This window comes from Blastococcus carthaginiensis (genome assembly GCF_030731085.1).
GTDB classification, from domain to species: Bacteria; Actinomycetota; Actinomycetes; order Mycobacteriales; family Geodermatophilaceae; genus Blastococcus; species Blastococcus carthaginiensis.
The window spans coordinates 49,302-74,423 of the sequence record NZ_JASNFN010000008.1; the positions used below are offsets into that span (position 1 = coordinate 49,302).

Consider the following 25,122-nt stretch of genomic DNA (forward strand, 5'->3'; position numbering starts at 1 on the left):
GGAGGGTGGCCGTTCCAGCACGTCACCTCGGCGGCGTCCCCTGCGGGGGGCGCCGCCGTCGTTTGCCAGTTCGGCGGCACGTGGGGCGGTCCTGTGGGACATCACCACGGGGGTCGAGGCTCCGGCACGCCGGCCCCTCGCAGATCTCACCGGTCGTCGTGGGGCCTGTGGACGACGACGCCCTCCCCACCGGAGGGCTGCCACCCTGCCGGGGTGAGCGACAACGCCCATCCCCTCCTCCCCGCGGCGACACCGCTGCTCGTCGGCGACGCCGGGAGCGTCCAGGTCGGCGGCGTCGACACCACCGACGGGCTGCTGCTCCTGGAGCCGGCCGCGGGGCTGGCGCCCGTGCTCCGCGCCCTGGACGGACGGCGCTCGCGGCGCACCGTCCGGGCCGAGGCCGCCGGCGCGGACCTGCCGCCCGGGCTCGTGGACGCCGCCGTCGACGCGCTTCGCTCGGCCGGGCTGGTCCGCGACCTCGACCCGGCCGACCTGCTCGCGATCGGACCGGGCCCGGCTGCGTCCGCACGCGCGGCGGTGGAGCTGCCCGCGACGGACTCCTCCCCCGGTGCGGCGGGCTGGCGCGCCCGGCGGCGGGCCACCGTGGTGGTCGAGGGTGCGACGCGCGTCGGCACGCCGCTCGCCGCCGTCCTGGCCGCGAGCGGGATCGGGCGCGTCGTGGTCCGCGACGCCGGTGTGGTCACCGCCGCCGACGCCGTCGTGGGGGGCCTGACCGCCGCGGACGAGGGCCGGCCCCGCGCGGTGGCGGCGGCCGACGCCATCCGCCGGGCCAGCCCGCAGACCGACCTGGGGCCCCTCCCGCCCGGCCTCCGGCCCGACGTGGTCGTCCTCACCCGCCCGTGGGCAGCCTCCGACCCGCTGGTCGCCGAGGTGCCGGGCCCGCACCTGGTCGCCACGGTGCGCGGGGAGACCGGCGTCGTCGGCCCCTTGGTGGTCCCCGGCGCCAGCAGCTGCCTGCGCTGCGGCGACCTGCACCGCCGGGACGCCGACCCGCGCTGGCCCCGGTTCGCGGCCCAGCTGACCGCCACGGAGCCACCATCCAGCGGCGCCACCCTCACCTGCCTGCTCACCGCGGTGCTGGCCGCCGGCCAGGTGCTCGCCTGCGTCGACGGGCGCGGCGCACCGGTCACCCTCGACGCCACCGTGGAGCTGCGCCCACCCGACCTGGTACCCCACCTGCGGCGATGGCCCCCGCACCCGGACTGCGGCTGCGGCGCGGCGGCGGCTGCGGCTGCGGACGAGCCACCCGAGGAGGGTGCGGGGCGCCCTCCCGGCGGGACCACGGCCACTCGGGCGACAATGGTCACCGAGCCAGCTCTCGGGCTCACCGGACACGACACGGCGCCGTTCCGCCCGGCCGCCGGCGAGGAGGATGCGTGAGCGACGAGCGACCGGTGATGCCGAGGGGGTCGGTCGGACGGACGGCACGGCTGGCGTCCCTCCCCCTGGGCGCCGCGGGCCGCGCCACAATGGGGCTGGGCAAGCGCCTGTCGGGGCAGTCGGCGGACACGGTGAACGCCGAGCTCCAGCAGCGCACCGCCGAGCAGCTCTTCGCGGTGCTGGGGCAGCTCAAGGGCGGCGCCATGAAGCTCGGCCAGACGCTGTCGGTGTTCGAGGCCGCGGTGCCCGAGGAGATGGCGGCGCCCTACCGGGAGGCCCTCACCAAGCTGCAGGAGGCGGCGCCACCGATGCCGGTGCGGACCGTGCACGGGGTGCTCGCCCAGCAGCTGGGTGGCACGTGGCGGCAGCGCTTCGCGGAGTTCGACGACGCCCCGGCCGCGGCGGCCAGCATCGGCCAGGTGCACCGCGCCACGTGGCGGGACGGCCGTGACGTCGCGGTGAAGATCCAGTACCCCGGCGCGGCGACGGCGCTGATGAGCGACCTCAACCAGCTGGCGCGGTTCGCCCGGCTGTTCGCCGCCGTCTTCCCCGGGCTGGACGTCAAGCCGCTCATCGCCGAGCTCAAGGCCCGCGTGGTGGAGGAGCTGGACTACGGTCTGGAAGCCGACGCGCAGCGCGCGTTCGCCGCCGCCTACGCCGGTGACGCGGAGATCGCCGTCCCCCGGGTGGTGGCCAGCGCCCCCAAGGTCGTCGTCTCCGAGTGGATCGAGGGCACCCCGCTCTCCCGGATCATCGCCACGGGCAGCCGGGAGGAGCGCGACCGCGCCGGCCGGCTGCTGGGCACCCTGCACTTCTCCGCGCCGCAGCGCGCTGGGCTGCTGCACGCCGACCCGCACCCAGGCAACTTCCGGATCTTGCCCGACGGCCGCATGGGTGTCATCGACTTCGGCGCGATCGCCCGGCTGCCCGACGGGCACCCCGAGCCGATCGGGCGGCTGCTGAACTGGGCACTGGACGGCCGCGCCGCGGAGGTGCTCGCCGACCTGCGCACCGAGGGGTTCGTCCGGCCGGGCGTGGACGTCGACCCGCAGGCGGTGCTCGACTACCTCCGCCCCCTGCTGGAGCCGATCGCCGGCCACCACTTCCACTTCACCCGAGCCTGGATGCAGGAGCAGGCCATGCGGATCGGCGACCCGCGGACTGAGGCCAACCGGCTGGGCAGGCAGCTGAACCTGCCACCGGCCTACCTGCTCATCCACCGGGTCTCGATGGGCTCCATCGGGGTGCTCTGCCAGCTGGACGCCGCCGCCGACTGGCGCGCGATCCTCGAGGAGTGGCTCCCCGGGTTCAAGAAGTAGCGGCCGGGGGCCGGACGACGTGCGTCCGACCCCCGGCGGCGGTGGGGTCGTGCCGAGTGGGGCCCGGAGGGCTCCGCGTAGGTACGACTGGCCGGCTCCACGGCACCGGGGGACGGCACGTGGAGGCGGTGGGGTCGTGCCGAGTGGGGCCCGGAGGGCTCCGCGCAGGTACGACTGGCCGGCTCCACGGCACCGGGGGACGGCACGTGGAGGCGGTGCGGTCCGGAGGACCGCGGTGTGCTCAGTAGACGGCGGCGCTGGCGCGGGCGGCCCGGCGGACCGCACGCTCGGCGCGCCGGGAGGCACGCCGCGCCAGGTACAGACGACGGGCGCGGGACGCGGCCATCGCCTCGGCCTGCAGTTCGCTCATGCGGCTGCGGGCCATGTCGTGCTCGAACATGTACATCGCTTGATCCTCTGGTCGGCTCCCGGTCGGGAGCTCGGAACTGCTGGTCATGTGCTTTCGGGGTGGGGATGGCCGCCGGCTCACGCCGCGACGACCTTCCGGGGACGGCCACGTGGCCGCTTGCGGGCGATCACGACCCCCCGGTCGAAGATCTCCCCTCCCCAGACGCCCCACGGCTCGGCCCGGGAGAGCGCGCCGGCCAGGCACGACTCCCGCACCGGGCAGTCGCCGCAGAAGCTCTTGGCGAGCTCCAGCTGCGACGGGCTCTCGGCGAACCACAGCTCGGCGTCCTCCACCCGGCACGGCAGGGGACGCCGGACCGGTCCGGGGGGCAGGGTCGGGCGCGGTCGCCTCGGGGTGGGGCCACCGGTCCGCGGGAGCCCGGGCCGGCGGTGGGACGTCGGGCGGTCGATCGTCTGCTGCACTGCCGCTCCTCCTCGTACTCGTCGTGTACGGCCGGCGGTGGTCCGCCGACCGAAGTCGGGGCCGGGTGCCGCGGAGGGAGAAACAGAAAGGCCGCGGATCCCGGGATTCGGGTTCCGCGGCCTCGAGGAGGACCGTCGAGCGGCTAGCTCAGCGGTCTCCCGGGGGATCGGATCCCGAGGGTGGTGCCGTCGTTCTGGGGCAGGTAGGTGGGCACGAAGGGGCGCTCGACGGTGCGGAGCGACTTCGGGCGCCGGTCGAAGGCGACGACGCAGGCCGTGACGGCGGCGTCCCCACCGAGGACGGCGGTCCACCCACCGCTCGTGCAGGCGGAGGAGGACAGACCGGTGCCCTCGTGCTGGGCGGCGGGACCGGTCATGATCAAGCCACCCGTGCGCGCGTCGACGCCACCCAGGCCGAGGAGGTCGGCGGAGGCAGCGGTGATCGTGGTGGTGATCGTCATCGGGTACCCCCTCCTTCCTCTCTCGCGGTCCGGCCGGTCGGCCGGGCTCGCCACGGGGGTGCAGCGCGTGTGGAACGGGACACTAGGGGCGCCCCGGATTCCGGGTCAATCGAATTAATCGCGACTCCTCCGCGCGAGGGTCCCGGAGGGTCTCGGAACCGCCTGCCGTCGCCGTCGGCGACGGCCTCCTCACCGGTTCAGCCGCTGACGGTGGCCAGCACGTCGGCGCCGTAGAGCTCCAGCTTGCGGGCGCCGATGCCGGGCAACCCCGACAACTCGCGGAGGCTGGCCGGCCGGCTCTCCGCGATCGCCTGCAGCGTGGCGTCGGAGAAGACGACGTAGGCGGGCACGGACGCGTCCTGGGCGGCCTGGCTGCGCCACGCGCGGAGCCGCTCGAACAGCTCGCCGGCCTCGCCCTCCAGGACCACCTTGGGGCGCTTGGCCGGGCGGCGGGGCGGGGGCGCGGTGGGCCCGGAGCCCGGCGCCAGCCCGTCGAGGAACCGGCTGCGCGGGCGGGCACGCCGGCCGCCCGGGTTGCGCGCCAGCGACCACGACAGGGTCAGCTGCTCGCGGGCGCGGGTGACCGCCACGTACAGCAGCCGGCGCTCCTCCTCGACCGCGTCCGGGCGGCTCAGCGACTGCGCGATCGGCAGCACGCCGTCGACCAGCCCGACGACGAACACGACGTCCCACTCCAGGCCCTTGGCCGCGTGCATCGACGCCAGGGTGACGCCCTGGACGGTCGGCGCGTGCTGGGCGTCGGCCCGCTCGGCGAGGTGGGTGACGAACCCGGCGAGGTCCAGGGAGGGGTTCTCGGCCACCAGGTCGACGGCGAGGTCGACCAGCGCGGCGAGGGACTGCCAGCGGTCCCGCGCCGCGCCACCGGCCGGCGGGCGGTGCTCGACCCAGCCGGTCGAGGCCAGCACGTCGCGGACGGCGGGGACCAGCATGCCGGGCTCGTTCCCCCCGGCGGCCGCCCCGCGCAGCAGCAGGACCGCCTCCCGCACCTCGGGCCGCTCGAAGAAGCGCTCGCCGCCCTTGAGCACGTAGGGCACCCCGGCGTCGGCCAGCGCGGACTCGTACACCTGCGACTGCGCGTTGATGCGGAACAGCACCGCGATCTCGGCGGCCGGCGTCCCGTCGTCGATCAGCGCCTTGCACCGGGCCGCGACCGCCGCCGCCTCGGCCGGTTCGTCGGGGTGCTCGACGAACGTCGGCTCGGGGCCCTGGGGGCGCTGGCCGAGCAGGCGGAGCCCGGGCAGGCCCTTGCGCGGCGGCGCCTGGCCGATGAGCCGGTTGGCCAGCCCGACCACCTGCGGCGTCGAGCGGTAGTCGCGCTCGAGCTTCACCACCGCGGCGTCGGCGTAGCGGTCGGCGAACCCGAGCAGGTAGTCCGGGTCGGCACCGGTGAAGGAGTAGATGGTCTGGTTCGGGTCGCCCACGACGCAGATCTCCGCGCGCCCGCCCAGCCAGGCGTCGAGCAGCCGCTGCTGCAGCGGGTTCACGTCCTGGTACTCGTCGACGACGAAGTGGCGGTACTGGGCGCGCACCTGCCGGGCGACGTCCGGGTGCTCCTCGAGCGCGTAGGCGGTGACGAGCAGCAGGTCCTCGAAGTCCAGCGCACCGTCGCGCTGCTTGGCCTGCTCGTAGCTGGCGTAGACGGCCGCGACGGCGGCCGGCTCGAACGGGGCCTCTCGGCCGGCCGCCTTCGCGCGGGCCGGGTAGTCCTCGGGCGTGGCGAGCGTGGTCTTGGCCCACTCGATCTCGCTGGCGAGGTCGCGCAGGCTGGTCCGGTCGGTGGTCAGCCGGTTGCGCGTGGCGGCGGAGGCGACCACCCGCAGCTTGTTCTCGACCAGCCCCGGCATCGGGCCGCCGAGCACGCGCGGGGCGAAGTAACGCAGCTGGCGCATCGCGGCGGCGTGGAAGGTGCGCGCCTGGACCCCGCCCACGTCCAGCGCGGCGAGGCGGGCACGCAGCTCCCCGGCCGCCCGCGCCGTGAACGTCACCGCCAGCACCTGCTCGGGCACGTAGGTGCCGGTGTGCACCCCGTGGGCGATCCGGTGGGTGATCGTGCGGGTCTTCCCGGTGCCGGCACCGGCCAGGATGCAGACCGGCCCCGACACCGCCTGGGCCGCCGCGCGCTGCTCGTCGTCGAGGCCGTCGAGCACGGCCTCCGCGTCCGCATGCGCCATCGCCGGCGTCCCTCCGCGTTCCTCGTCCCGGTCGTCCCGGGGAGCCGTCGGCTCCCCGCACGATCCTCCCAGCCGGCACCGACGGACGTCGGGAAGCATCCCCAGGAGCGGCACGTTGGCATGCACGCAGCACGCCACCCCGCCCTGGGGCTGGACCGACCAGGCACGAACAGGGAGACTCCCCGCGATGACCACGACCCCCGGCGCCGCCGTCACCATGTACACCACCACGTGGTGCGGGTACTGCGTGCGGCTCAAGAAGCTGATGCAGCGCGAGGGCATCGCGTTCGCCGAGGTCGACATCGAGACCGACCCGCAGGCGGCGGACCTGGTCATGCAGGCCAACGGGGGCAACCGCACCGTCCCCACGCTGGTCTTCCCCGACGGCACCGCGCTGACCAACCCCAGCATCGACGCGGTGAAGGCCCAGCTGGCACACATCCCGGAGGCGTGAGCACCCGTGGTCCCCGGTCCCAGGCCCTCCGACGGGCGCGTGTCCCCCGATGCGTCGTCCCGGTCCGAGGTCCCGGCCTGCCCGGGGACCGGTGACCGGCCGCGGGTCGCGCTGACCCGGGTCGCGCGCGGCTGGGTGGTAGTCCCCCTCACCGGCGGCCCGGTCGGCGGTGACGCCGTCGAGGACGTCGTCGAGGGCATGACCCTGGCCGACCTGGTGGCCGACGAGCTGGGCGGGCTGCCGGAGCCGGACCGGTCCGCGCGGCGCTCGGCCCGCGGCCCGGTGGGCGCCCCCGGCGACACCGACCCGGTGGACGCGCGCATCGCCGCCCTGGAACGCACCGTGGCGCAGCTCGAGCACGCCCTGGCCGCCCGGGTGTCCACCGAGCGGGCGATCGGGGTGCTCGCCGAGCGGCACGGCACGAGCCCGCGGACGGCGTTCGAGGGGTTGCGCCGCGAGGCGCGCACGCAGGGCCGGCCCGTGGTGGAGCTGGCCCGCGAGGTGCTCGAGAGCCTGGCACCCGACGCGGGCGCATCCACCGCCGCGACCGAAACACCCGCCCCCGTCGCCGTTCCGCCCGTGCCGCGGCCGGAGCCGGTGGCCAGCGGCGCCGTCGCCACCGCGGACGGCCGCTCCTGACCCGACCGGAGCCGCTGTCCCCCGGTGCTCTCGCCGACCGCCTGGCCGGCCTGCTGGCGGACGTCCCCCCGGAACCCGGCGCCGCCGCAGTGCGCGTGGCCGTGGACGGGCCGGACGCCGCGGCCCCCGACGCGCTCGCGGGCTCGCTCGCCGCGCGGCTGCCGATGCTCGGTCGCGCCGCCGTCGTCGTCCCCGCGGTGGGCTTCTACCGGCCCGCATCGCTGCGGCTGGAGCACGGCCGCACCGATCCCGACGCCCGCTACACCGACTGGCTCGACACCGGCGCGCTCGGCCGCGAGGTCCTGGGCCCGGTCGGCCCGGGTGGCTCCGGGGAGTTCCTGCCGGCGCTGTGGGACCTGGCGCGGGACCGATCGGCCCGGCTACCGCGCCGGCCCGCGCCGGCCGGCGGCGTGCTCCTCGTGCCGGGCTCGCTGCTCCAGGGGGTCGGCCTGGCGTTCGACGTCGTGGTGCACCTGCGGATGGCCCCGGCCGCGCGGAGCCGCCGCACGCCGCCGGAGCAGGCCTGGGAGCTGCCGGCGTTCGACCGCTACGACGACGAGGTCGACCCGGTGGCGCTCGCCGACGCCGTCGTGCTGGCCGACCACCCCGACCGCCCCGCACTGGTGCTCCAGGGCCGGTTCGGGTGACGTGCCGGCACGGCGGGCTCCGAGGGCCCGCGCCGAGCTAGCGAGGCGTGGGAGGGAGCTCGTCCTCCAACCAGCGGTCGAGGATGTGGCGGGCGATCGAGATCGACGGCGGCACCGCCAGCTGCCCGTCGGGGCCGCGCAGCTCCTCGCGGGTGAACCAGCGCGCCTCCTCGATCTCGTGCGGGTCCAGCCGCAGCGGCTGGTCGCCGTCGGCCCGGGCGACGAACCCGAGCATGAGCGACTGCGGAAACGGCCAGGGCTGGCTGGCGACGTAGCGCACGTCGGTGACGCGCAGCCCGACCTCCTCCTCGACCTCCCGGGCCACGGCTGCCTCGGCGGACTCCCCCGGCTCGACGAAGCCGGCCAGGATCGAGAACCGCCCCGGAGGCCAGGCCGCCTGCCGGCCCAGCACCACGCGGTCGCCACCGTCGTGGACGAGCATGATCACCGCCGGGTCGACGCGCGGGAAGAACTCGGTGCCGGTGGTCGGGTCGCGCTGCGACCAGCCGGCCCGCTCGACCGTCGTCGCCACCCCGGTGAGCGGGCTGAACCGGTTGCGCTCGTGCCACTCGAGGATGCCGACGGCCTGCGCCAGCAGACCGGCGTCCAGGTCCTCGAGCTCCGCGCCGACCTCGCGCAGGCCGGCCCAGTGTTCGACCGGCCGGCCGTTCACGGTGAGCGACCGCTCGCCGCGCACCGCCGCGTAGGGCACCCCGCCGGCCTCGCCGAGGAACACCGCGCCCGCGGGCAGGGCCGGCCGCTCGTCCCAGACCAGGCGCGGACCCGCGGGCCCCTCCTCCACCGGCACGGCGCGGGCGGAGTCGACCGTGAGCACCCGGACCGGACGGCCGTTCGCAGGGTCGGTCAGCGTCCGGGCGAGGTGGGCCCGGTCGTGCCCGGAGCGCGACAGCAGCGGACCGACGTCGCCGGAAGCAGGGCCCGCGGTCACGCCTGCCCGCCGCCCCCGGTGACGGTGACCGGCGCGAGGGTGCCGAGCTCGGCGGCCACCCGGTCGGCGTCGCCCACGACCACGGCGGTGAGCGCCTCGGGCGCCAGGTAGCGCGCGGCCGCGGCCTGCACCTGCTCCACGGTGACCGCGGTGAGGTCGCGCTGGTGGCTGCTCAGCCAGTCCGCCGGCAGGCCCACCCCGAGCAGCGCCGAGAGAGTGCTGGCCAGGCCCGCGTGGGTGGACGTGGACAGCGCCATGCTGCCGAGGACGTACCGGCGGGCCGCGTCCAGCTCCGCCGCGGTGACCGGGGTCAGCGCCATGCGGCCCAGCTCGTAGAGCGTCTCCAGCAGGGCCGGGCCGGTGACCTCGGTGGCGACGTCGGCCTCGACCAGGAAGGACGACGCCGCGCGCTGGTGGTCGATCGCGCTCCGCGGGCTGTAGCTGTAGCCGCGCCGCTCGCGGATGTTCTCCACCAGCCGGGAGGAGAAGTACCCGCCGTAGACCATCGCCGCGAGCCGCGTCGCCGGGAGGTCGGGATCGGTCCGGCTGGGCGCCGGGCCGCCCAGGCGCAGGTTCGACTGCACCGCGCCGGGCCGGTGCACCAGCTCGATGCCCTGCGCCGGCTGCTCGGTGACCGGCGGGGCCTGCACCGCTGTCCCGCTGCCGGCCCAGACCTCCAGCGCGGCGGCGACGGTGTCGGTCGCCGCCGCCGGGTCCAGGTCGCCGACGAGCACGAGGATGCTGCCGGCGGGCAGCACCCGCTCCCGGTGCAGCCGGCGCAGCGCCGGGGCGCGCACGGCGGCCACCAGCTCGGCGTCGGGCAGCTGGATGGCGTACGGGTGGGCGCCGTACCGGCGGGCGGCGAGCGCCGACCGGGCGATCGTGCCCGGCTGCGTGCGGGCGATCGCGATCCGCTCGGCGAGCCGGTCGCGCTCGCCGTCGACCCGACCGGCCGGGTAGCCGGCGCCGGTCAGCAGCTCGGCGAGCAGCTCCAGCACCGGGCCGAGCCCGCCCGGGAGCAGCGTGGTGCCGAACACGAGCCGGTCGGCGTCGGTGCTCACCGACAGCTCGGCCCCGTGGCTCTGCAGCAGCTGGGCGACCTGGGCCTGGTCGTGCCGCTGCGTGCCCAGCAGCACCGCCCCGGAGAGGACGGCGCCCCGTGCGGCGTGCACGCCGGCGTTGCGCGCGCCGGCCGCCGCGAACGGGACCCGCAGGCGCAGCTCGACCAGGGGCACACCGGGCCGGGGCACCACGACCACGCGCAGACCGTTGGGCAGCGTCGTCTCCTCGGCGGCCGGCGCCGGCTGGGGGCGCGGCTCGCCCAACGGGGGGATCAGGGCGGCGGTCATCGGGCACCTCCGGCCGGTCGCAGCTCCAGCACCGCGGCGGTGCCCGGATCCAGCCCCCGGGCGGCGGCCTGCACCGCTTCCGGGGAGACAGCCGCCAGCCGGGCGGCGAGCTCGCCGGCGAGCTCCGCGCGCCCGTGGACCAGCTCGGCGGCGGCGAACGCCAGCGTGCGACCGAGCACCGAGTCGGCCTGCTGCAGCAGCTGCGCCTCGATGCGCGCCTGCACCCGGCGCAGCTCGTCGGCGCCGACGCCGTCGGTGGCGATGCGGGCCACCTCCTCGTGCACGGCAGCCATCACGCGCTCGGCCGGGACAGCGGCCGGGTGATGCACCTGGGTGGTGAGGAGCGTGGCGTCGCGCACGTCGAAGGGGTCGCCGAACAGGCCCACGTAGCTGCTCTGGGCGATGGCGATCCGGTCGTCGTGGACCAGACGGGTCTCCAGGCGGGAGGCATCTCCCTCGCTGAGCAGCTCGGCCAGCAGCACGCTGCCCAGGTAGGTGTCGAAGTCGCCGACCGGGTCGGGCACCCGCCAGCCGAGGGCGAAGGCGGGCGCCGGGGCGAGCAGGTCCTCGACGACGGCGGACCGGACGGTCGTCGGCGAGGGCTCGCCGGTGTACGGCAGCGGCGAGACGTGGCGGCCGGGGATCGGGCCGAACCACCGGCGGACGAGCTCCTCGGTCGCGGCGACGTCGAGGTCGCCGCCGATGCACAGCACGGCGTTGCCCGGCGCGTAGTACTTGTCGAAGAAGTCGGTCGCGTCGGCGACGGTCGAGGACTCCAGGTCGACGAAGGACCCGTAGCCGTCGTGGGTGTTGGCGAAGGTCTCGAACGCGACCTGCGGGAGCTGCAGCCACGGGAAGGCGCCGTAGGGGCGGTTGAGCACGTTGACCCGGATCTCCTCCTTCACCACGTCGATCTGGTTGCGGAGGTTCTCCTCGGTGATCGCCGGCGCGGCCATGCGGTCGGCCTCGAGGAAGAGGGCGCGCTCCAGCGCCTCGGCGGGCAGCGCCTGGAAGTAGTTCGTGTAGTCCTGGTGGGTGGAGCCGTTGAAGGTGCCGCCGGCGGCCTGCACCAGCCGGGCGTGCTCCATCTTCGCGACGTTCGCCGACCCCTGGAACATCATGTGCTCGAAGAGGTGCGCGAAGCCGGTGCGCCCCTCGGGTTCGTTGCGCATCCCGACGTCGTAGTAGACGCTCACCGCCACCACCGGCACGCTGCGGTCGGGGGCGAGGACCACCCGCAGGCCGTTGTCCAGCGTGAACCGTTCGATCGGGTGCCGCAGGGTCAGTTCGGTACCAGCTGCAGTCACGCGCCCGACAGTAGCCGCGGACGCCGACGGCTCGCCGCGCCGTCACCCCACGGGGGCGGGCCGTCCTGGCTCACCTCGCGGCATCCTGGCTCACCTCGCAGGGTCCTGGCTCACGGTCGACGGTGAGCCAGGCCCCTGGATGATCAGGTCTCTTGATCATCCAGGAAGGCAGTCAGAGAACGTCGACGTCGGTGATGACGCGGTCGATGACGCCGTAGAGCTCGGCGTGGGTGTTGGGGATGGAGACGTACAGCAGCGCCGGGGCCGGCCGGCCGACGTCGACCAGCAGCAGCGCCGCCCGCTCCCCCGAGGCGTCGTAGCCCTCGACGTCCCACGACAGCTGGAACTCGAGCAGGTGGGCGAGGCGCCCGTCGACGGTCCGGGGCTCGTCCCGGCGGATCTCGATGGTGTTCGGCCCCGGGTAGTAGTTGGCGCGGACGCTGGCGGCCAGCGTCGTCACCGTGCTCTGCAGCGTCGACGGGCCGGCCCACCCGTACCCCTCGGCCACCGGGCCCGAGGTGCACTGGGAGATGAAGATGCCGCCGTCGGGGGTGGCCTCCTGGGTGGTGAAGTACTGGCCGGCGGTCGCGGTCGTCTCCAGCTGCCGGCCCAGGTCGAACTCCGACCACCCCTCCCCCAGGTACGGGTAGGAGATGCCGGCGACCTCGTCGATGATCCGCACCGTGCCGGGCGGGAAGGGCTCGCCGGGCGCCGGGACGGGCGCGATGCCGGGGTCCAGGGCCGTGGCGCTCGCGTCGTCGCCGTCCGGCCCCGTGCCCAGCACCGCCACGACGGCGGCGACGAGGAGCACCAGCACCGCCCCCGCGGCCACCCACAGCCGGGCGCGCGAGCGGCGGCCGGCGGGCGCCGGCGGGACCTCCTGCCCGGCCGGCTCGTGACCGGCGGGCCGGGCGGCGACCCGGTGCACCTCGACGCCGGGACCCGCGGGCATCATGACGTCGGACCACTCCGTGCCGCTCCACCAGCGCACCATGCCGGACGCGCCGGCCGGGTCGGGGTACCAGCCCGGCGCCGCGTCCTGGCCCACTCCGGTCACGGCCCCAGCGTAGGGCTTGCACCTCGGCGTTCCCGTGACCCGCGCCCGTCGAAGGAGGCCGCCGTGCACTCCCCCGACGCCGCCCTCGTGCGCCGGCTGCGCGATGCCGGGTGCGTCTTCGCCGAGGATGAGGCGGCCCTGCTGGCATCGGCAGCGCGCGACGCCGACGAGCTGGCCCGGCTGGTCGGGCGGCGGGTGGCCGGCGCCCCGCTGGAGCAGGTGGTGGGCTGGGCGGAGTTCTGCGGCCTGCGGATCACCGTCGCACCCGGTGTCTTCGTGCCGCGGCGCCGCACCGAGGTGCTGGTGGCCGAGGCCGTGGCGCTCGCCCGGCCGGGTGCGCTGGTGGTGGACCTGTGCTGCGGCACCGGCGCGGTGGCCGCGGCGCTGGCCGCCGCCGTGCCGGGCATCGACCTGCACGCCGCCGACCTCGACCCGGCGGCCGTGGCCTGCGCCCGGCTCAACCTCCCCGGCACGCCCGTGCACGAGGGCGACCTGTTCGCCGCTCTGCCGGCGGGCCTGCGCGGCCGCGTCGACGTCCTCACGGCCAACGTGCCCTACGTGCCGACGGCGGCGATCGCCCTGCTGCCCCCGGAGGCGCGGGAGCACGAGCCGGCGACCGCGCTCGACGGCGGCGAGGACGGGCTCGCGCTCGCCCGCCGGGTCGCGTCGGGGGCGCGGGAGTGGCTGGCGCCGGGCGGCGCGCTGCTGTTCGAGTGCGGCGAGGGCCAGGTGGCCGCCGCGCTCGGCCTGGTCACCGACGCCGGGCTGGCGGCCCGGCTGGTCACCGACGACGACCGCGGTGCCACGGTCGTCGTCGGCACCCGTCGCTAGCCCGCGCGGCGGGCGGCGAGCTCCCGCCACAGGTGGGCCGCGGCCTCCGCGCCGCGGTAGAGCATCGGCAGCAGCACCCGCTCGTTCGGGGAGTGGATGCGGTCGGTCGGCAGCCCGGCCCCGAGGAAGAGCAGCGGGGCGCCGAGGGCCTCGACGATCGCCGCCTCCGGGCCGCTGCCGCCCTCGCGGGTGAACAGCACGTCGGCCGGGTCGGTGTCGAACGCCTGGCCGATGGCGGCGAGCAGCGCCTCCATGTGCGGGGAGTCCAGGTCGCTGGCGCAGGGCGCGACCCCGCCGGGCGGGGTGTGCACCTCGGCCGCGATGCCGTCGGGCAGGTTGGCCTCGACCCAGGCGCGCAGCATCGGGCCGACGTCCTCCGGGCGCTGGTCGGAGACCAGGCGGAAGGTGACCTTGGCGTGCGCCTCGGCCGGGATGATCGTCTTGTGGCCGGGGCCGGTGTAGCCGCCCCACATGCCGTTCACCTCGGCGGTCGGCCGGGCACCGGTGCGCTCCAGCGTGCTGTAACCGGCCTCGCCGTAGGTGGCCCGCGAGGCGGCCGGGCCGGCGAGCCAGGCCTGCTCGTCGAACGGCACCCGGCCCATCAGCTCGCGCTCGCGGTCGCTCAGCGGGCGCACCCGGTCGTAGAAGCCCGGGATGGTCACCCGGCCCTGCTCGTCGTGCAGCTTCGCCAGCAGCTCGGCCATCGCGTGCAGCGGGTTGGGGACGGCCCCGCCGAACGAGCCGGAGTGCAGGTCCACGGCCGGCCCGCGCAGCGTGATCTCGGCGTCGGCCAGGCCGCGCATCGCCGTCACGGCGCTGGGCACCTCGGGTGCGGCCATGCCGGTGTCGCTGACGACGACGACGTCGCAGGCGAGCCGGTCGGCGTGGTCGCGGAGCAGGCCCTCGAAGTGCGGCGACCCGGACTCCTCCTCGCCCTCGATCAGCAGCTTGACCGTGACGGCGGGGGTGTCGCGGCCGGTGGCGGCCAGGTGCGCGCGGATGCCGAGCAGGTGGAAGGCGACGTTGCCCTTGTCGTCGATGGCGCCGCGGGCGTGCAGCTCGGGGCCGTCGGGGCCCTCGACGCGGGTGGGCTCGAACGGCGGGTGCTCCCACAGCTCGAGCGGGTCCACCGGCTGCACGTCGTGGTGGCCGTAGACGAGGGCGACCGGGGCGCCGGCGTCGGCACTGGACCACTCCGCGAAGACGGCGGGGGCGCCGGGGGTCTGCCAGATCTCCACGGTGGGGAAGCCGACGCGGCGCAGGGCGTCGGCCAGCCAGGTGGCGCTGGCCGCGACGTCCCGGGAGTGCGCGGGGTCGGCCGAGATCGACGGGATGCGCAGCCAGGCGTCGAGGTCGGCGTGCAGGTCGTCGAGGTGGTCGAGGACGAAGTCACGTTCGGCGCTGGTCACGGTCCCCGACGGTAGCCGCGCCGCCCGGCAGACCTGCCTGCGCCCGCCGTTCGGGGCGGACCAGCCAGCGGAACACCCCGCGCTCGACGGCCTCGGCGGCCACGATCGCGACCACCTGCACCCCGCCCCAGACGGCGAGCAGGCTCCACTCCTGGCCGGCGAGCGGGGCCTGCAGCGAGCCGAGCTCGTGCAGCACCACGGCGAGCAGCACCGAGGAGAGCAGCGCGAGGGCCACCAGGGCGTGGACGGCGGCGATCCAGGCGTTCGGCCGCGACCTGGTCTCGGTCGACTGCCGGCGCAGCCGCCGGAAGCAGACGACGCCGTAGCCCAGGCCCAGCACCGCGCTCACCGCGAGCAGGTCCAGCGCCTGCCACGACGGCGCCACCCCGCCGCCGGTGGCGGTCGAGCCGATGATCAGCGCCGGTGCCACCACGACGGCGAGCGCGGCCAGCCCGTAGAGCGCCGCAGCGCCCTCCCGGACGGCGCGCGCCGGCCGGAACCGGGTGCTCACCGGCCCTCGCGTGCCCGCAGCGTGAACCGGTCGACCAGCCCGCCGTCGGGGCGGATGCAGCGGGCGGTCAGCCGGTCGCCGTCGACCTCGACGTGCAGGTACTGCAGCACCGAGGCCGCGACGGCGGTGATCCGGCTGGGGCGTACCGGGGTGAGCTTGGCGCCGCCGCCACTGACCACGTAGGTGATGCCGTCGAGCGGGACGGTCCGCTCGTAGTTGTGGTCGTGGCCGGCCAGCACCAGGTCGACGGCGTGCCGCTCGAGGACCGGGACCAGCTTCTCCTCCGCGCCCGGGGTGCTCCCGTGCCGGCCCGAGGAGTACGGCGGGTGGTGCAGGCAGACGACCTTCCACTGGCTGGTCGAGGTCGCGAGCGCGTCGTCGAGCCAGTCGACCTGGTCGGTGGCCCCCGGGCCGAAGAGACCGGGCGTGCTGGAGTCGAGGTAGAAGAAGTCGACCGGACCGTGGGTGCTGCGGTAGTAGCGGGCCGGCGTGCCCAGCAGCCGCAGCTCGGTCTCGATCTCCTCGAGCCGGGCCTCGCTGAAGTACACGTCGCCGTCGTGGTTGCCGATCGCCAGCTCCACGTCGACCCCGGCGTCGACCAGCGGGCCGTAGGGCCGCAGGAAGACGTCCTCGAAGCGGTCCTGGATCCGGCCGTAGTAGCAGATGTCGCCGAGGTGGGTGACCAGCCCGTACGGGTTCTCCTCGTAGCCCCGGGCCATCCGGGTGGCCACCGCGACCGCCTGGCGTCCGCCGGTGCCGGTGTCGCCCACCGCCGCGAAGGTGAGCCGGTCAGGGGTGGTGGTCCAGGCCTGCCGGGGCAGGACGAGCTCGGGGGTGCGGCCGGGGACGAGGTCCTCCCGGCCGAGCAGCGGCCACACCTGGTCGGCGAGGACTCCTCCGGTGAGGGCAGCTCCGCCGACGCCGGCGGCGGCCGCGAGGAACTGTCGTCTGGTCAGCGACATGACGGGTTCAACGCGCCGACGCCGCCGGGACGTTCCCGGGGGGCGCGGCGCCCGCGCCGGACCGTTAGCGTCCGGGGCATGCCCGGAGAGCTGCTGCGGACCGATGTCGGCGACCTGACCTTCGACGTGCGCGTCGACGGACCCGAGGACGGCCGGCCGGTGCTGCTGCTGCACGGCTTCCCCGAGACCTCGGCGTCCTGGGCCGCGGTGACGCCGCTGCTCACCCAGGCCGGCCTGCGCACCTACGCGCCCGACCAGCTGGGCTACTCCCCCGGCGCCCGGCCGTCCGAGGTCGAGGCGTACGCGATGCAGAACCTCGCCCAGGTCACCGCGGACCTCATGACCGCGCTGGAGATCCCGGTCGCCGACGTCGTGGGCCACGACTGGGGCGCCAATGTCGCCTGGACCCTCGCCGCGTGGCACGCCGACCGGGTCCGCTCGCTCACCGCGGTCTCGGTGCCGCACCCGGCCGCCTACACCGCCGCCTTCCGGATCGACCCGGAGCAGAAGGAGCGCTCGGCCTACATCCGGCTGTTCTGGCAGCCAGGCAAGGCCGAGGAGGTGCTGCTCGCCGACGACGCGCGGCGGCTGCGCCGGATGCTGCTGGGTGCCGACGGCGACACCGGGGTCTCCCCCGAGGCGGCCGACGAGTACGTGGCCGTGCTGTCGGCTCCTGGCGCGCTCACCGCGGCGCTGAACTGGTACCGGGCGATGAGCTCCGACATCCGCGTCGACAAGGTCGAGGTGCCGACGACCTACGTGTGGAGCGACGGCGACGTCGCCATCGGCCGGACGGCGGCGGAGGCGTGCGCGGAGTTCGTGACCGGCGACTACCGCTTCGTGGAGCTGCCCGGGGTGACCCACTGGATCCCCGAGCAGGCACCCGAGGAGCTGGCCCGCGCGATCCTGGACCGCGTCGCCGGCACCTGAGCCCCTTTCCGCGTTCCCGCGGGAACGCCTCCCGGGCGGGCGCCGACGTCGTGCGGATCCCGCGCCGGCGGGGCGTCCCCGGTCGGGGGCTGCCCGCGGCTCAGGGAGCGTCGACCGAGCGCTGGTCGCGGCGCAGAGGGTGCTCCTCGGGGACTTCCACCAGGGCGATCCGCACCCCGTCGGGGTCCCCGATCCACATCTCGACCAGGCCCCACGGCTCCAGGCGGGGCGGCTGGGTCACCGTCACGCCGGCCGACGCCAGACGACGGTGCTCGGCCGCGACGTCCCGGACCTGCAGCCACAGGGCCAGGGCCGCGGGGCGTTCCTCCGACCGGCCGGAGACCTCCAGCAGCCCATTCCCCAGGAAGAAGACCACGCCGGGATGCTCCGGTGGGCCGAACTCGCGGTGCACCGCCAACCCGAGGACGTCCCGGTAGAACGACTGCGATCGCCGGGCGTCCGACGGTCGCAGCAGGATGCGGCTGCTCAGGACGTCCATGGCGCCATCCTCGTCCAACCGCACGGGGTGCGCTGAGGAGCGCATGGGTGGGCGGGCACGGAGGCCTTGCCGGACGATCGTGAGCTGAGCGACGTCAGCGAGCGAGGAAGATGTCGTGCTCTGCACACCCGGCCGGGACGGTCACGCCCGCGACGTCGTAAGGCCCGGGCGGTGCGTCCTGGGAGGAGTGTTCGAGGACGAAACCGCCGCTGACCTCCACCTCGTCACCGAGGCCGTAGGTGCCGTGGCCTGGCACATCGATCGTCAACGGTGCTTCGTCGACCACCTCGGTGCCGTGGGGCCAGACGATCACGGAGCCGCCGGCACCGAGGCATCCCCCTACGACCTCCAGCCGGCCGCCGCCGAGAGCGTCCATGCCGAAGCCTGTCTGCTCGGAGACGAGGACGGTCACGCCGCCTGCCGAGATCGCCTCGCCGCCACCGCACGCGACGAGGAATGGCACGGCGCCGGACGCAAGGAGGGCCTGTGCGGTGCGACGCCGCGACAGGTTCACCGTGCCTCCTCGGATGCTCGTCCTGACGCCCCGTTGCTGCCCAGCCCGTGACGCCCCCGTAGCGGCGCCGCCCACGACCTGCCCACCCGCTCAAGGTGCGCCCTCGGGAGCCGGTCAGCCCGTCCCGGTGACCAGGGCGAGCAAGCCCGCCTCGTCGAGCAGGTCGACCGGGCGCAGTGTCTCCTTCGCGGCCACGTGGTGGAAGCCGGCGCTCACCCGCTCGACCGGCACCCCGGTCAGCCGGGACCAGCCCAGCCGGTAGGCGGCCAGCTGTACGCCCACGGCGGTCAGCTCGCCACCGCTCGGCGGCGGGCCGGTCTTCCAGTCGATGACCTCGTAGCCGCCGTCCTCGCGCTGGAAGACGGCGTCGATCCGGCCGCGCAGCGTGATGGGGCCCAGCGGCGTCTCGAACGGCACCTCGACCTCGATCGGCTGCCGGTCGGCCCACTCGCTCGCCAGGAAGGCCTCACGCAACTCCTCGAGGGCATCGTCGGGCGCGGCCAGCTCGTCGCCGGAGCCGGGCAGCTCGTCGAGGTCGACCAGCCGCGCGGCGCCGAACCGCTCCTCCAGCCAGGCGTGGAACGCGGTGCCGCGGCGGGCCTGCGGCGCGGGCGCGGCCGGCATCGGGCGGCGGAGCCGGCGGGCCAGCTCGGCCGGGTTGCGGCGGAGGGTGACCAGCGCCGACACCGACAGGTGGGAGGGGAGCGGGACGTCGACGGTGGGGCTGTCCTGCCGCGCCCGCTCGCGCAGCAACAGGTCGGCGTCGCGCACCCACTGGTCGACCAGCTCGTCCTGCCCGCCGAGGGCCCGCTCCGGGTCGAGCGGGTGCGGCGCCGCGCCCTCGACCAGCTGCGCGGCGGCGGTGAGCGCGCGACGGCGCGGCTCGGACAGCGGGTCGGCCGGCCACACGCCGACCGGCCACTCCTCCAGGGCGGGGTTGGTCGCGCCGTCCTCGGGCGCGGGCGCCCAGTGCACGACGGTGCCGGCGCCGTCCTCGCACGCCTCCCGGGCGGTGGTCAGCAACGACGAGGGGCCGCACGGCTTCACGCCGTCGCGCCACCAGCTGCCCGAGCACAGCAGCAGCCGCTTGGCGCGGGTGACGGCGACGTACCCGAGCCGGATCTCCTCGTCCCGGCCGAAATCCTTCCAGTCCTGGACGTAGTCCTCCAGCGCATCGCGCACGGCCGCCTGGTCACCGGAGCCGGGCACCGGCAGCCGCAGCCGGGGCAGCTCCTCCCGGTCGGTGAGCCGCAGGTCCACCGGGACCGCGCCCGGGTCCTTGATCCAGGAGTCGCTGGCGTTGGTGCGGGCCGGGAACTGGTCGGCGGTCATGCCGGGCACCGCGACGACGTCCCACTCCAGCCCCTTGGCCGAGTGCCCGGTGAGCAGCTGCACCGCCTCCGGGTTGACCGCCACCTCGCCGGGCTCCAGGCCACGCTCGCGCTCCTCGGCGTCGCGCAGGTACCCGAGGAACGCCGGCAGCGACGGCAGCTCGGCGAGCTCGGTGAACTCGGCGGCGACGCCGTGCAGCGCGTCGAGGTGCGCGCGGGCGCCGGCCGGGCTGACCCCGGGGGCGCTGGCGAGCTCGGTCTCCAGGCCCAGCGTGCGGGCGACCTCGTCGACCAGGTCGGGCAGCGACTCCCCGATCCGGCCGCGCAGGTGGGCGAGCTCGGCGCCGAAGCGGCGCAGCCGCCGGTAGCCCGCGGGCGAGTACTGCTGCGCGTCGCCGAGGTCGTCGAGCGCCTCGACGATGCTGCCCCGCTCCTGTGGTGCCTCGACTGCGGCGGCCTCCTCGATTGCGGGGGCCTCCTCGCCCTCGGTCGGGCGGGCCGGCCGGCGGGCGTGCACCAGTGCGCGGGCGCGGGCCTCGAGCGCGGCGAGGTCGCGGGGGCCGATCCGCCAGCGGGCGCCGGTGAGCAGGCGACCCATCGCGTCGCCCGCGGTCGGGTCGACCAGCACCGTGAGCGTCGCGACGACGTCGGAGACCTCGGGCACCTCCAGCAGGCCGCCCAGCCCCACGACCTCGACCGGCAGCCCGCGCTCGCGCAGGGCCGCGGCGATGCCGGGCAGCTGCTTGCGGGTGCGCACCAGCACCGCCATCGACGGCGGCCGTCGCACCTCGTCGTCCTCCGGACCGCACCGCGTCCAGGGGCCGTCCCCCTGCAGCGTGGAGCCGCTGCGTCGGCCCTGCGCGGACCCCTCCGGGGCCGTGACATCGCGGTCCTCCGGATCGCACCGCGTCCAGGGGCCGTCCCCCTGCAGCGTGGAGCCGCTGCGTCGGCCCTGCGCGGACCCCTCCGGGGCCCACTCGGGCCGACCGGCCTCCAGACTTCTCGCGTGCCAGACGGCGGCCAGGCGGTCGGCCAGGGCGGCGGTCTCCTCGGCGACGGTCTCGTACAACCCGACGGTGACCGAGCCGCGGCCGGCGGTGGGCGCCGGGGCGAGGTCGGGCAAGGGCTGGGCCGGTGCCGGCAGCATCGCCGAGACGGCGTTGGCCACCGCCAGCACCGCCTCGTCGTTGCGCCAGCTGGTGGCCAGCGTCAGCCGCTGCGCCGCGCGGCCCGGGCGCCCGGGGAAGGTGCGGTCGAAGCGCTCGATCGTGCCGGCCGAGGCCCCGCGCCACCCGTAGATCGACTGGCGGGGGTCGCCGACGGCGAGCACCGGGTGGCCGCTCGCCCCGCCGAAGAGCGCCTCCAGCATGCGGAGCTGCCCGACGCTGGTGTCCTGGTACTCGTCGAGCAGCACCACCTTCCAGCGCGCCCGCTCGCGGCGGCCGACCTCGGGTGCGGCGACGGCGATGCGCGCGGCGTGCGCGACCTGGTCGGCGTAGTCGATGGAACCGAGGGCCCGCTTGCGGGCCTCGAACGCCTCGACCAGCGGCAGCAGCGCCACGCGCGCCTTCTGCCGGGCGAGCATCTCGGTGACGGCGGCGTACGGGCCCTTCTTCTTCGGCGCGTCCGCGTAGCCGGCGATCTGCGCCTCCAGCCGCGCCGTCCACGCGCGCAGGGCCGGGGCGGTCACGTCGTGCTCCCCCATCTCCGCCGCGAGCGCCAGCACGTCCTCGACGGTGGTGAGCAGGGTGAGCGGCACGTCCGCCATGTCACCGGTCCAGGCGGCGACCACCGTCGCGGCCTGCCCCCAGCACATGGCCGGGCCGAGCACGCCGGCGCCGGGCTCGACGCCGATCCGCAGGCCGTGCTCGGCGACCAGCGCGGCGGCGTAGCCGTGGTAGGTCGAGACGGTGGGCTGCGCGATCGCGAGCCGCTCGCGCAGGTCGTCCTCGGTCTCCGGGTGGCGGGCCAGCGCGCCCAGCCGCAGCCGGATGCGCTCGTTCAGCTCGCTGGCGGCCTTGCGGGTGAAGGTCAGACCGAGGATCGCCTCGGGCTCGACGACCCGGTTGGCCACCAGGTAGGAGACCCGGGCGGCCATCGTCTCAGTCTTGCCCGAGCCGGCCCCGGCGACGACGACCAGCGGCCGGTCCGCGGGTGCGGAGACGACACCGGCCTGCTCGTCGGAGGGGGCGTAGGAGAGGCCGCAGCGTTCCGCGACCTCGGCCGGCGTGAGCAGCCGGCGGGGTGCCGGCTCCGGCGTCGCGGCCTCGGCCAGCAGTTCGTCGAAGGAGAGCTGCCCGTCGTTCATCCGGTCACCTGCCGGCCGGGCTCCTGCAGCGGGCAGCTGCGCCGCGCCGGGCAGCGCGAGCAGTGGCTGCCGGTGCGCACCTCGAACGTCCCCGCGCCCATGCCGGCGCCCACCTCCGCGACGAGCTCCCCGGCCCACGTGCTCTCCAGCGGCACGTCGGCGGGCAGCGGCTCCTGGTGCTGCTCCTTGGCCTTGGCGCCGGTGCCCACCTGCAGCAGCGCCGCCCCGCCGGGAACGGTGCCGTGCTGCTCGAAGGCGCCGGCCGCGACCGCGACCTGGTAGGCGGCGAGCTGCCCGTGCTCCTCGGTGTTCTTGGCCGCGGTCTTCCCGGTCTTGAGGTCGACGACGACCAGCCGGCCCTCGGCGTCGCGCTCGAGCCGGTCGACCTGGCCGCGGATGCGGGCCCGTCCCACGACGACGTCGAAGTCCACCTCCGCGCCGACGAGCTCGCGCGGGTTGGCGGCGTGCCAGCGCAGGAAGCGGTCGAGCATGTCGTGGCCCTGCACCCGCTGCCGCTGGTCGGCCCAGCCCGGACCGAGGTCGAGTTGGTCGAGCTCGGCGTCGAGCACGGGGCGGGCGTCGCTCGCCGGCAGCCCGTCGGCCACCTGCTGGGCGACCGCGTGGACCGCCGAACCCACGGTGCGGGTCGCATCGGGCGAGGCCTCGGCACCGACCGCGCCGAGCACCCACCGCAGCGGGCAGCGCTGGAAGGTCTCGATGGCCGACGGGCGCACCCGCACCGGCAGCTCCTCGTCGACCAGCGGGGCGTCGTCCGACAGCGGCGCCAGCCCCCACCAGCGCGCGGGCGCCGCACCAGGCACGCCCTCGTCGGCCAGCCGGCGCAGCAGGGCCGCGGCGGCGGAGCGCCGGGCCGGCGCGGTGTGCGGGTCGGTGACCGCGCGGCGCAGCTCGGCGACCAGCGCAGGCAGGGTGAGCGCGCGGGGCAGCTCGGTGAGCGGCCGGCCGTCGGGCGGCGGCGGGGACACCAGGTCGAGGAAGCGGGACGCACTCGCGCCGGCGTCGGCGCCGTCGAGGGCGCCCTCCACGGCGGTGACCACCAGACGCCGCCGGGCCCGGGTGCAGGCGACGTAGAACAGCCGCCGCTCCTCGGCCAGCGCCAGGGTGCGGCGGTCGGTGCGGGCGCCGTCGATGCCGGCCGCCTTCTCGACCAGCACCTCTGCGCCGAGCAGCGAGGCGCGCTCGCGCAGGTCCGGCCACAGGCCCTCCTGCACCCCCGAGACGCAGACCAGGTCCCATTCCAGCCCCTTGGCGGCGTGCGCGGTCAGCAAGCGGACCGTCTCGCCGGCGACCGCCCGGGCTGCGCCGGTGTCACCGGGCAGCTCCTGGGCGGAGAGGTGCTCGACGAACGCCCGGACGTCGGCCGACGGCAGCCGGTCGACGAAGCCGGCGGCGGCGTCGAACAGGGCGACGACCGCGTCGAGGTCGCGGTCGGCCACCGCACCGGAGGGACCACCGGCGGCGCTCGACCGGGCCCATCTCGCGGCGAGGCCGCTGCGCTGCCACATCGCCCACAGCACGTCCTCGGCGGTGCCGTCGTCGGCGAGCGCGAACCGGCCGGCATCCAGCACCGCGGCGGCCCGGGTGGCCGGGCGGGCGACGTGCTCGGGCAGCGCCTCCAGCAGGGCCGGGTCGGTGAGCGCGGCGGCCAGCGGCGCCCCGCGCTCGGCGGCGTCGATCCCCTGCTTGGCCAGCGCGATGCGGACGGCGCGGCGGAGCCGGCGGAGGTCGAGCACGGTCGCCCCGCCCAGGGGTGAGGAGAGCAGCGCCTCGGCGCCCGGCTCGTCCAGGCCCGCCGGTTCCCCACCCGGGCCGGGCAGCAGCGCGGACAGCGCGCGCAGGAACGGGGCGACGGCGGGCTGGGCGGCCAGCGGCAGCTCGTCGGTGGAGACGGCGACCGGCACCCCGGCCGAGGCCAGGGCCCGCCGGAACGGGCCGAGCACCGCCGCGGTGCGCACGACCACGGCCATGCCCGACCACGGCACGCCGTCGAGCAGGTGGGCCCGGCGCAGCACGTCGGCGACGTAGGCGGCCTCGACCGCGGCCGAGCCGAAGACGTGCACCTCCGCCTCCCCCGGCGGCGTGCCCTCCCCTGCGGCCAGGCGGCGGTGCTCCCACGGACCGGGCAGGCCCTCGGCCACCTGCCGGCTGATGCGGAGCAGCTCGGCGCCCGAGCGGCGGCACACCCCGAGGGACACCCGCGCTGCGGCCCGCCCGCCGGTGTGCCGGAAGCGCTCGGGGAACTCGACGATGCCCCGCGGCTCCGCGCCGCGGAAGGCGTAGATGGACTGGTCGGGGTCACCGACGGCGACCAGGTTGCTCCCGCCCCCGGCCAGCAGCTCGAGCAGTTCGACCTGCGCAGGGTCGGTGTCCTGGTACTCGTCGACGAACAGCCAGCGGGCACGCTCGCGCTCCTGGCGGAGCAGCTCCTGGTCGCCGGTCAGCTCGAGGATCGCCTGGCGGACCAGTTCCGCGGGGTCGTAGCCGGAGGCGTCGCCGCGGGAGGCGACCCAGAAGTCGCTGACGTTCTCGTACTGCTGCTGGAACGCCGCGGCGTGCACCCAGTGCTCGTTGCCGGCCTCCCGGCCCCAGGCGGCCAGCCGCTCGGCGTCGACGCCCCGCTCGGTCGCCCGCAGCAGCAGCTCGCGCAGCTCTGCCCGGAAGCCCTCCGTGCCCAGCGCCGGCGCCAGGTCCTCGGGCCAGCGGACGGTGCCCACCCCCTCGGCGTCGCCCCGCAGCAGCTCGGCGACGACGGCGTCCTGCTCGGCGGAGGTGAGCAGCCGGGGCGGCGGGTCACCCCGCAGCACGGCGGCCCGGCGGAGCACCCCGTAGGCGTAGGAGTGGAAGGTGCGCGCCAGCGGCTCGCGGATGGTGCGGGCGACCCGGGAGGTGATGCGGGTGCGCAGCTCGGCGGCGGCCTTGCGGCTGAAGGTCAGGACGAGGATCTGCTCGGGGTCGACGCCGGCGTCGATGCGCGTGGCGACGGCCTCGACGATCGTCGTCGTCTTGCCCGTGCCGGGGCCGGCGAGCACGAGCAGCGGCCCGCCGGGGTGGTCGACGACGGCCTGCTGCGTCGGGTCGAGCACCGGCGCACTGCTGCGCGGCGGCTCCCCCGGCAGCAACCGGTAGACCGGACCACCCTCACCCCCGCGCTGCGCCACCCCTCGATGGAAGCACGGGGGTACGACGATCCCGCGACGGAC

At 76.2% G+C, this 25,122-nt stretch carries 22 protein-coding genes; 7 read left to right on the forward strand and 15 right to left on the reverse strand.

Going from position 1 to position 25,122, the window contains the following annotated elements; all coding sequences use genetic code 11:
* Positions 1–213: 213 nt before the first annotated feature.
* Together QOZ88_RS08715 and QOZ88_RS08720 are read left to right on the forward strand one after the other, a co-directional pair.
* Complete coding sequence (locus QOZ88_RS08715; RefSeq protein WP_305999393.1) at positions 214–1,401, forward strand: ThiF family adenylyltransferase; 1,188 nt, start codon at positions 214–216, stop codon at positions 1,399–1,401.
* Positions 1,398–2,720: an ABC1 kinase family protein gene (locus QOZ88_RS08720; RefSeq protein WP_305999394.1), complete on the forward strand. Its 1,323-nt coding sequence runs from the start codon at positions 1,398–1,400 to the stop codon at positions 2,718–2,720. The genes QOZ88_RS08715 and QOZ88_RS08720 overlap by 4 nt, the downstream gene beginning before the upstream one ends.
* A gap of 241 nt (positions 2,721–2,961) precedes the next feature.
* On the opposite strand, the gene QOZ88_RS08725 is transcribed toward QOZ88_RS08720, so the two are convergent.
* The 4 genes from QOZ88_RS08725 to QOZ88_RS08740 all read right to left on the reverse strand — a co-directional run bounded on the left by QOZ88_RS08725 (position 2,962) and on the right by QOZ88_RS08740 (position 6,204).
* Positions 2,962–3,126 carry a hypothetical protein gene (locus QOZ88_RS08725; protein ID WP_170852154.1) on the reverse strand — a complete coding sequence of 55 codons (165 nt, stop codon included), beginning with the start codon at positions 3,124–3,126 and terminating at the stop codon, positions 2,962–2,964.
* An 80-nt stretch (positions 3,127–3,206) separates the two neighbouring features.
* Positions 3,207–3,422 (reverse strand): WhiB family transcriptional regulator, encoded by a 216-nt coding sequence (locus QOZ88_RS08730; protein WP_305999395.1) that lies wholly within the window; start codon positions 3,420–3,422, stop codon positions 3,207–3,209.
* A 272-nt stretch (positions 3,423–3,694) separates the two neighbouring features.
* The gene (locus tag QOZ88_RS08735; protein WP_305999396.1) at positions 3,695–4,012 is read right to left on the reverse strand and encodes a hypothetical protein; all 318 of its coding nucleotides are present in this window, start codon (positions 4,010–4,012) and stop codon (positions 3,695–3,697) included.
* Positions 4,013–4,209: 197 nt separating this feature from the next.
* A complete protein-coding gene (locus QOZ88_RS08740; protein WP_305999397.1) occupies positions 4,210–6,204 on the reverse strand; it encodes an ATP-dependent helicase in 1,995 nt (664 codons plus the stop codon).
* Positions 6,205–6,391: 187 nt separating this feature from the next.
* On the opposite strand from QOZ88_RS08740, the gene QOZ88_RS08745 reads away from it, so the two are divergent.
* The 3 genes from QOZ88_RS08745 to QOZ88_RS08755 all read left to right on the forward strand — a co-directional run bounded on the left by QOZ88_RS08745 (position 6,392) and on the right by QOZ88_RS08755 (position 7,944).
* Positions 6,392–6,658 (forward strand): mycoredoxin, encoded by a 267-nt coding sequence (locus QOZ88_RS08745; protein ID WP_091928905.1) that lies wholly within the window; start codon positions 6,392–6,394, stop codon positions 6,656–6,658.
* A gap of 39 nt (positions 6,659–6,697) precedes the next feature.
* On the forward strand, positions 6,698–7,297 hold the full coding sequence (locus tag QOZ88_RS08750; RefSeq protein ID WP_305999398.1) for an ANTAR domain-containing protein: 600 nt from the start codon (positions 6,698–6,700) through the stop codon (positions 7,295–7,297).
* Positions 7,298–7,392: 95 nt separating this feature from the next.
* Positions 7,393–7,944, forward strand: a complete 552-nt coding sequence (locus tag QOZ88_RS08755) for a nucleoside/nucleotide kinase family protein (RefSeq protein WP_305999399.1) — start codon at positions 7,393–7,395, stop codon at positions 7,942–7,944.
* Between the two features lie 37 nt (positions 7,945–7,981).
* On the opposite strand, the gene nudC is transcribed toward QOZ88_RS08755, so the two are convergent.
* The 4 genes from nudC to QOZ88_RS08775 all read right to left on the reverse strand — a co-directional run bounded on the left by nudC (position 7,982) and on the right by QOZ88_RS08775 (position 12,606).
* A complete protein-coding gene (gene nudC / locus QOZ88_RS08760) occupies positions 7,982–8,893 on the reverse strand; it encodes an NAD(+) diphosphatase (protein WP_305999400.1) in 912 nt (303 codons plus the stop codon).
* Positions 8,890–10,242 carry a M16 family metallopeptidase gene (locus QOZ88_RS08765; protein WP_305999401.1) on the reverse strand — a complete coding sequence of 451 codons (1,353 nt, stop codon included), beginning with the start codon at positions 10,240–10,242 and terminating at the stop codon, positions 8,890–8,892. Before QOZ88_RS08765 ends, nudC begins: the two co-directional genes overlap by 4 nt.
* Positions 10,239–11,549 carry a M16 family metallopeptidase gene (locus tag QOZ88_RS08770; protein WP_305999402.1) on the reverse strand — a complete coding sequence of 437 codons (1,311 nt, stop codon included), beginning with the start codon at positions 11,547–11,549 and terminating at the stop codon, positions 10,239–10,241. The genes QOZ88_RS08765 and QOZ88_RS08770 overlap by 4 nt, the downstream gene beginning before the upstream one ends.
* Before the next feature lie 172 nt (positions 11,550–11,721).
* Entirely contained in the window at positions 11,722–12,606 is an 885-nt protein-coding gene (locus QOZ88_RS08775; protein WP_305999403.1) for a DUF2510 domain-containing protein, read from the reverse strand.
* A 63-nt stretch (positions 12,607–12,669) separates the two neighbouring features.
* On the opposite strand from QOZ88_RS08775, the gene QOZ88_RS08780 reads away from it, so the two are divergent.
* On the forward strand, positions 12,670–13,437 hold the full coding sequence (locus tag QOZ88_RS08780; RefSeq protein ID WP_305999404.1) for a putative protein N(5)-glutamine methyltransferase: 768 nt from the start codon (positions 12,670–12,672) through the stop codon (positions 13,435–13,437).
* On the opposite strand, the gene QOZ88_RS08785 is transcribed toward QOZ88_RS08780, so the two are convergent.
* The 3 genes from QOZ88_RS08785 to QOZ88_RS08795 are packed head-to-tail and all read right to left on the reverse strand — an operon-like array spanning position 13,434 to position 16,319.
* Positions 13,434–14,846, reverse strand: a complete 1,413-nt coding sequence (locus QOZ88_RS08785; RefSeq protein ID WP_305999405.1) for a dipeptidase — start codon at positions 14,844–14,846, stop codon at positions 13,434–13,436. The genes QOZ88_RS08780 and QOZ88_RS08785 overlap by 4 nt on opposite strands.
* Positions 14,827–15,357, reverse strand: a complete 531-nt coding sequence (locus QOZ88_RS08790; RefSeq protein ID WP_305999406.1) for a hypothetical protein — start codon at positions 15,355–15,357, stop codon at positions 14,827–14,829. Before QOZ88_RS08790 ends, QOZ88_RS08785 begins: the two co-directional genes overlap by 20 nt.
* Positions 15,354–16,319, reverse strand: a complete 966-nt coding sequence (locus QOZ88_RS08795) for a metallophosphoesterase family protein (RefSeq protein ID WP_305999407.1) — start codon at positions 16,317–16,319, stop codon at positions 15,354–15,356. The genes QOZ88_RS08790 and QOZ88_RS08795 overlap by 4 nt, the downstream gene beginning before the upstream one ends.
* A 78-nt stretch (positions 16,320–16,397) precedes the next feature.
* On the opposite strand from QOZ88_RS08795, the gene QOZ88_RS08800 reads away from it, so the two are divergent.
* On the forward strand, positions 16,398–17,249 hold the full coding sequence (locus QOZ88_RS08800) for an alpha/beta fold hydrolase (RefSeq protein WP_305999408.1): 852 nt from the start codon (positions 16,398–16,400) through the stop codon (positions 17,247–17,249).
* Positions 17,250–17,349: 100 nt separating this feature from the next.
* On the opposite strand, the gene QOZ88_RS08805 is transcribed toward QOZ88_RS08800, so the two are convergent.
* The 4 genes from QOZ88_RS08805 to QOZ88_RS08820 all read right to left on the reverse strand — a co-directional run bounded on the left by QOZ88_RS08805 (position 17,350) and on the right by QOZ88_RS08820 (position 25,080).
* Positions 17,350–17,748: a VOC family protein gene (locus QOZ88_RS08805; RefSeq protein ID WP_305999409.1), complete on the reverse strand. Its 399-nt coding sequence runs from the start codon at positions 17,746–17,748 to the stop codon at positions 17,350–17,352.
* A gap of 94 nt (positions 17,749–17,842) precedes the next feature.
* Positions 17,843–18,262: a hypothetical protein gene (locus QOZ88_RS08810; RefSeq protein WP_305999410.1), complete on the reverse strand. Its 420-nt coding sequence runs from the start codon at positions 18,260–18,262 to the stop codon at positions 17,843–17,845.
* A 114-nt stretch (positions 18,263–18,376) separates the two neighbouring features.
* Positions 18,377–21,901, reverse strand: a complete 3,525-nt coding sequence (locus QOZ88_RS08815) for an ATP-dependent helicase (protein WP_305999411.1) — start codon at positions 21,899–21,901, stop codon at positions 18,377–18,379.
* Positions 21,898–25,080: an ATP-dependent helicase gene (locus QOZ88_RS08820; RefSeq protein ID WP_305999412.1), complete on the reverse strand. Its 3,183-nt coding sequence runs from the start codon at positions 25,078–25,080 to the stop codon at positions 21,898–21,900. Before QOZ88_RS08820 ends, QOZ88_RS08815 begins: the two co-directional genes overlap by 4 nt.
* Positions 25,081–25,122 lie beyond the last annotated feature (42 nt).

Coding starts and splice junctions, on each gene's coding strand:
- QOZ88_RS08765 (WP_305999401.1), bottom strand. CDS start 10,242: ATGACCGCCGCCCTGATCCCCCCGTTGGGCGAGCCGCGCCCCCAGCCG.
- QOZ88_RS08745 (WP_091928905.1), top strand. CDS start 6,392: ATGACCACGACCCCCGGCGCCGCCGTCACCATGTACACCACCACGTGG.
- QOZ88_RS08800 (WP_305999408.1), top strand. CDS start 16,398: ATGCCCGGAGAGCTGCTGCGGACCGATGTCGGCGACCTGACCTTCGAC.
- QOZ88_RS08795 (WP_305999407.1), bottom strand. CDS start 16,319: ATGTCGCTGACCAGACGACAGTTCCTCGCGGCCGCCGCCGGCGTCGGC.
- QOZ88_RS08725 (WP_170852154.1), bottom strand. CDS start 3,126: ATGTACATGTTCGAGCACGACATGGCCCGCAGCCGCATGAGCGAACTG.
- QOZ88_RS08735 (WP_305999396.1), bottom strand. CDS start 4,012: ATGACGATCACCACCACGATCACCGCTGCCTCCGCCGACCTCCTCGGC.
- QOZ88_RS08815 (WP_305999411.1), bottom strand. CDS start 21,901: ATGAACGACGGGCAGCTCTCCTTCGACGAACTGCTGGCCGAGGCCGCG.
- QOZ88_RS08805 (WP_305999409.1), bottom strand. CDS start 17,748: ATGGACGTCCTGAGCAGCCGCATCCTGCTGCGACCGTCGGACGCCCGG.
- QOZ88_RS08740 (WP_305999397.1), bottom strand. CDS start 6,204: ATGGCGCATGCGGACGCGGAGGCCGTGCTCGACGGCCTCGACGACGAG.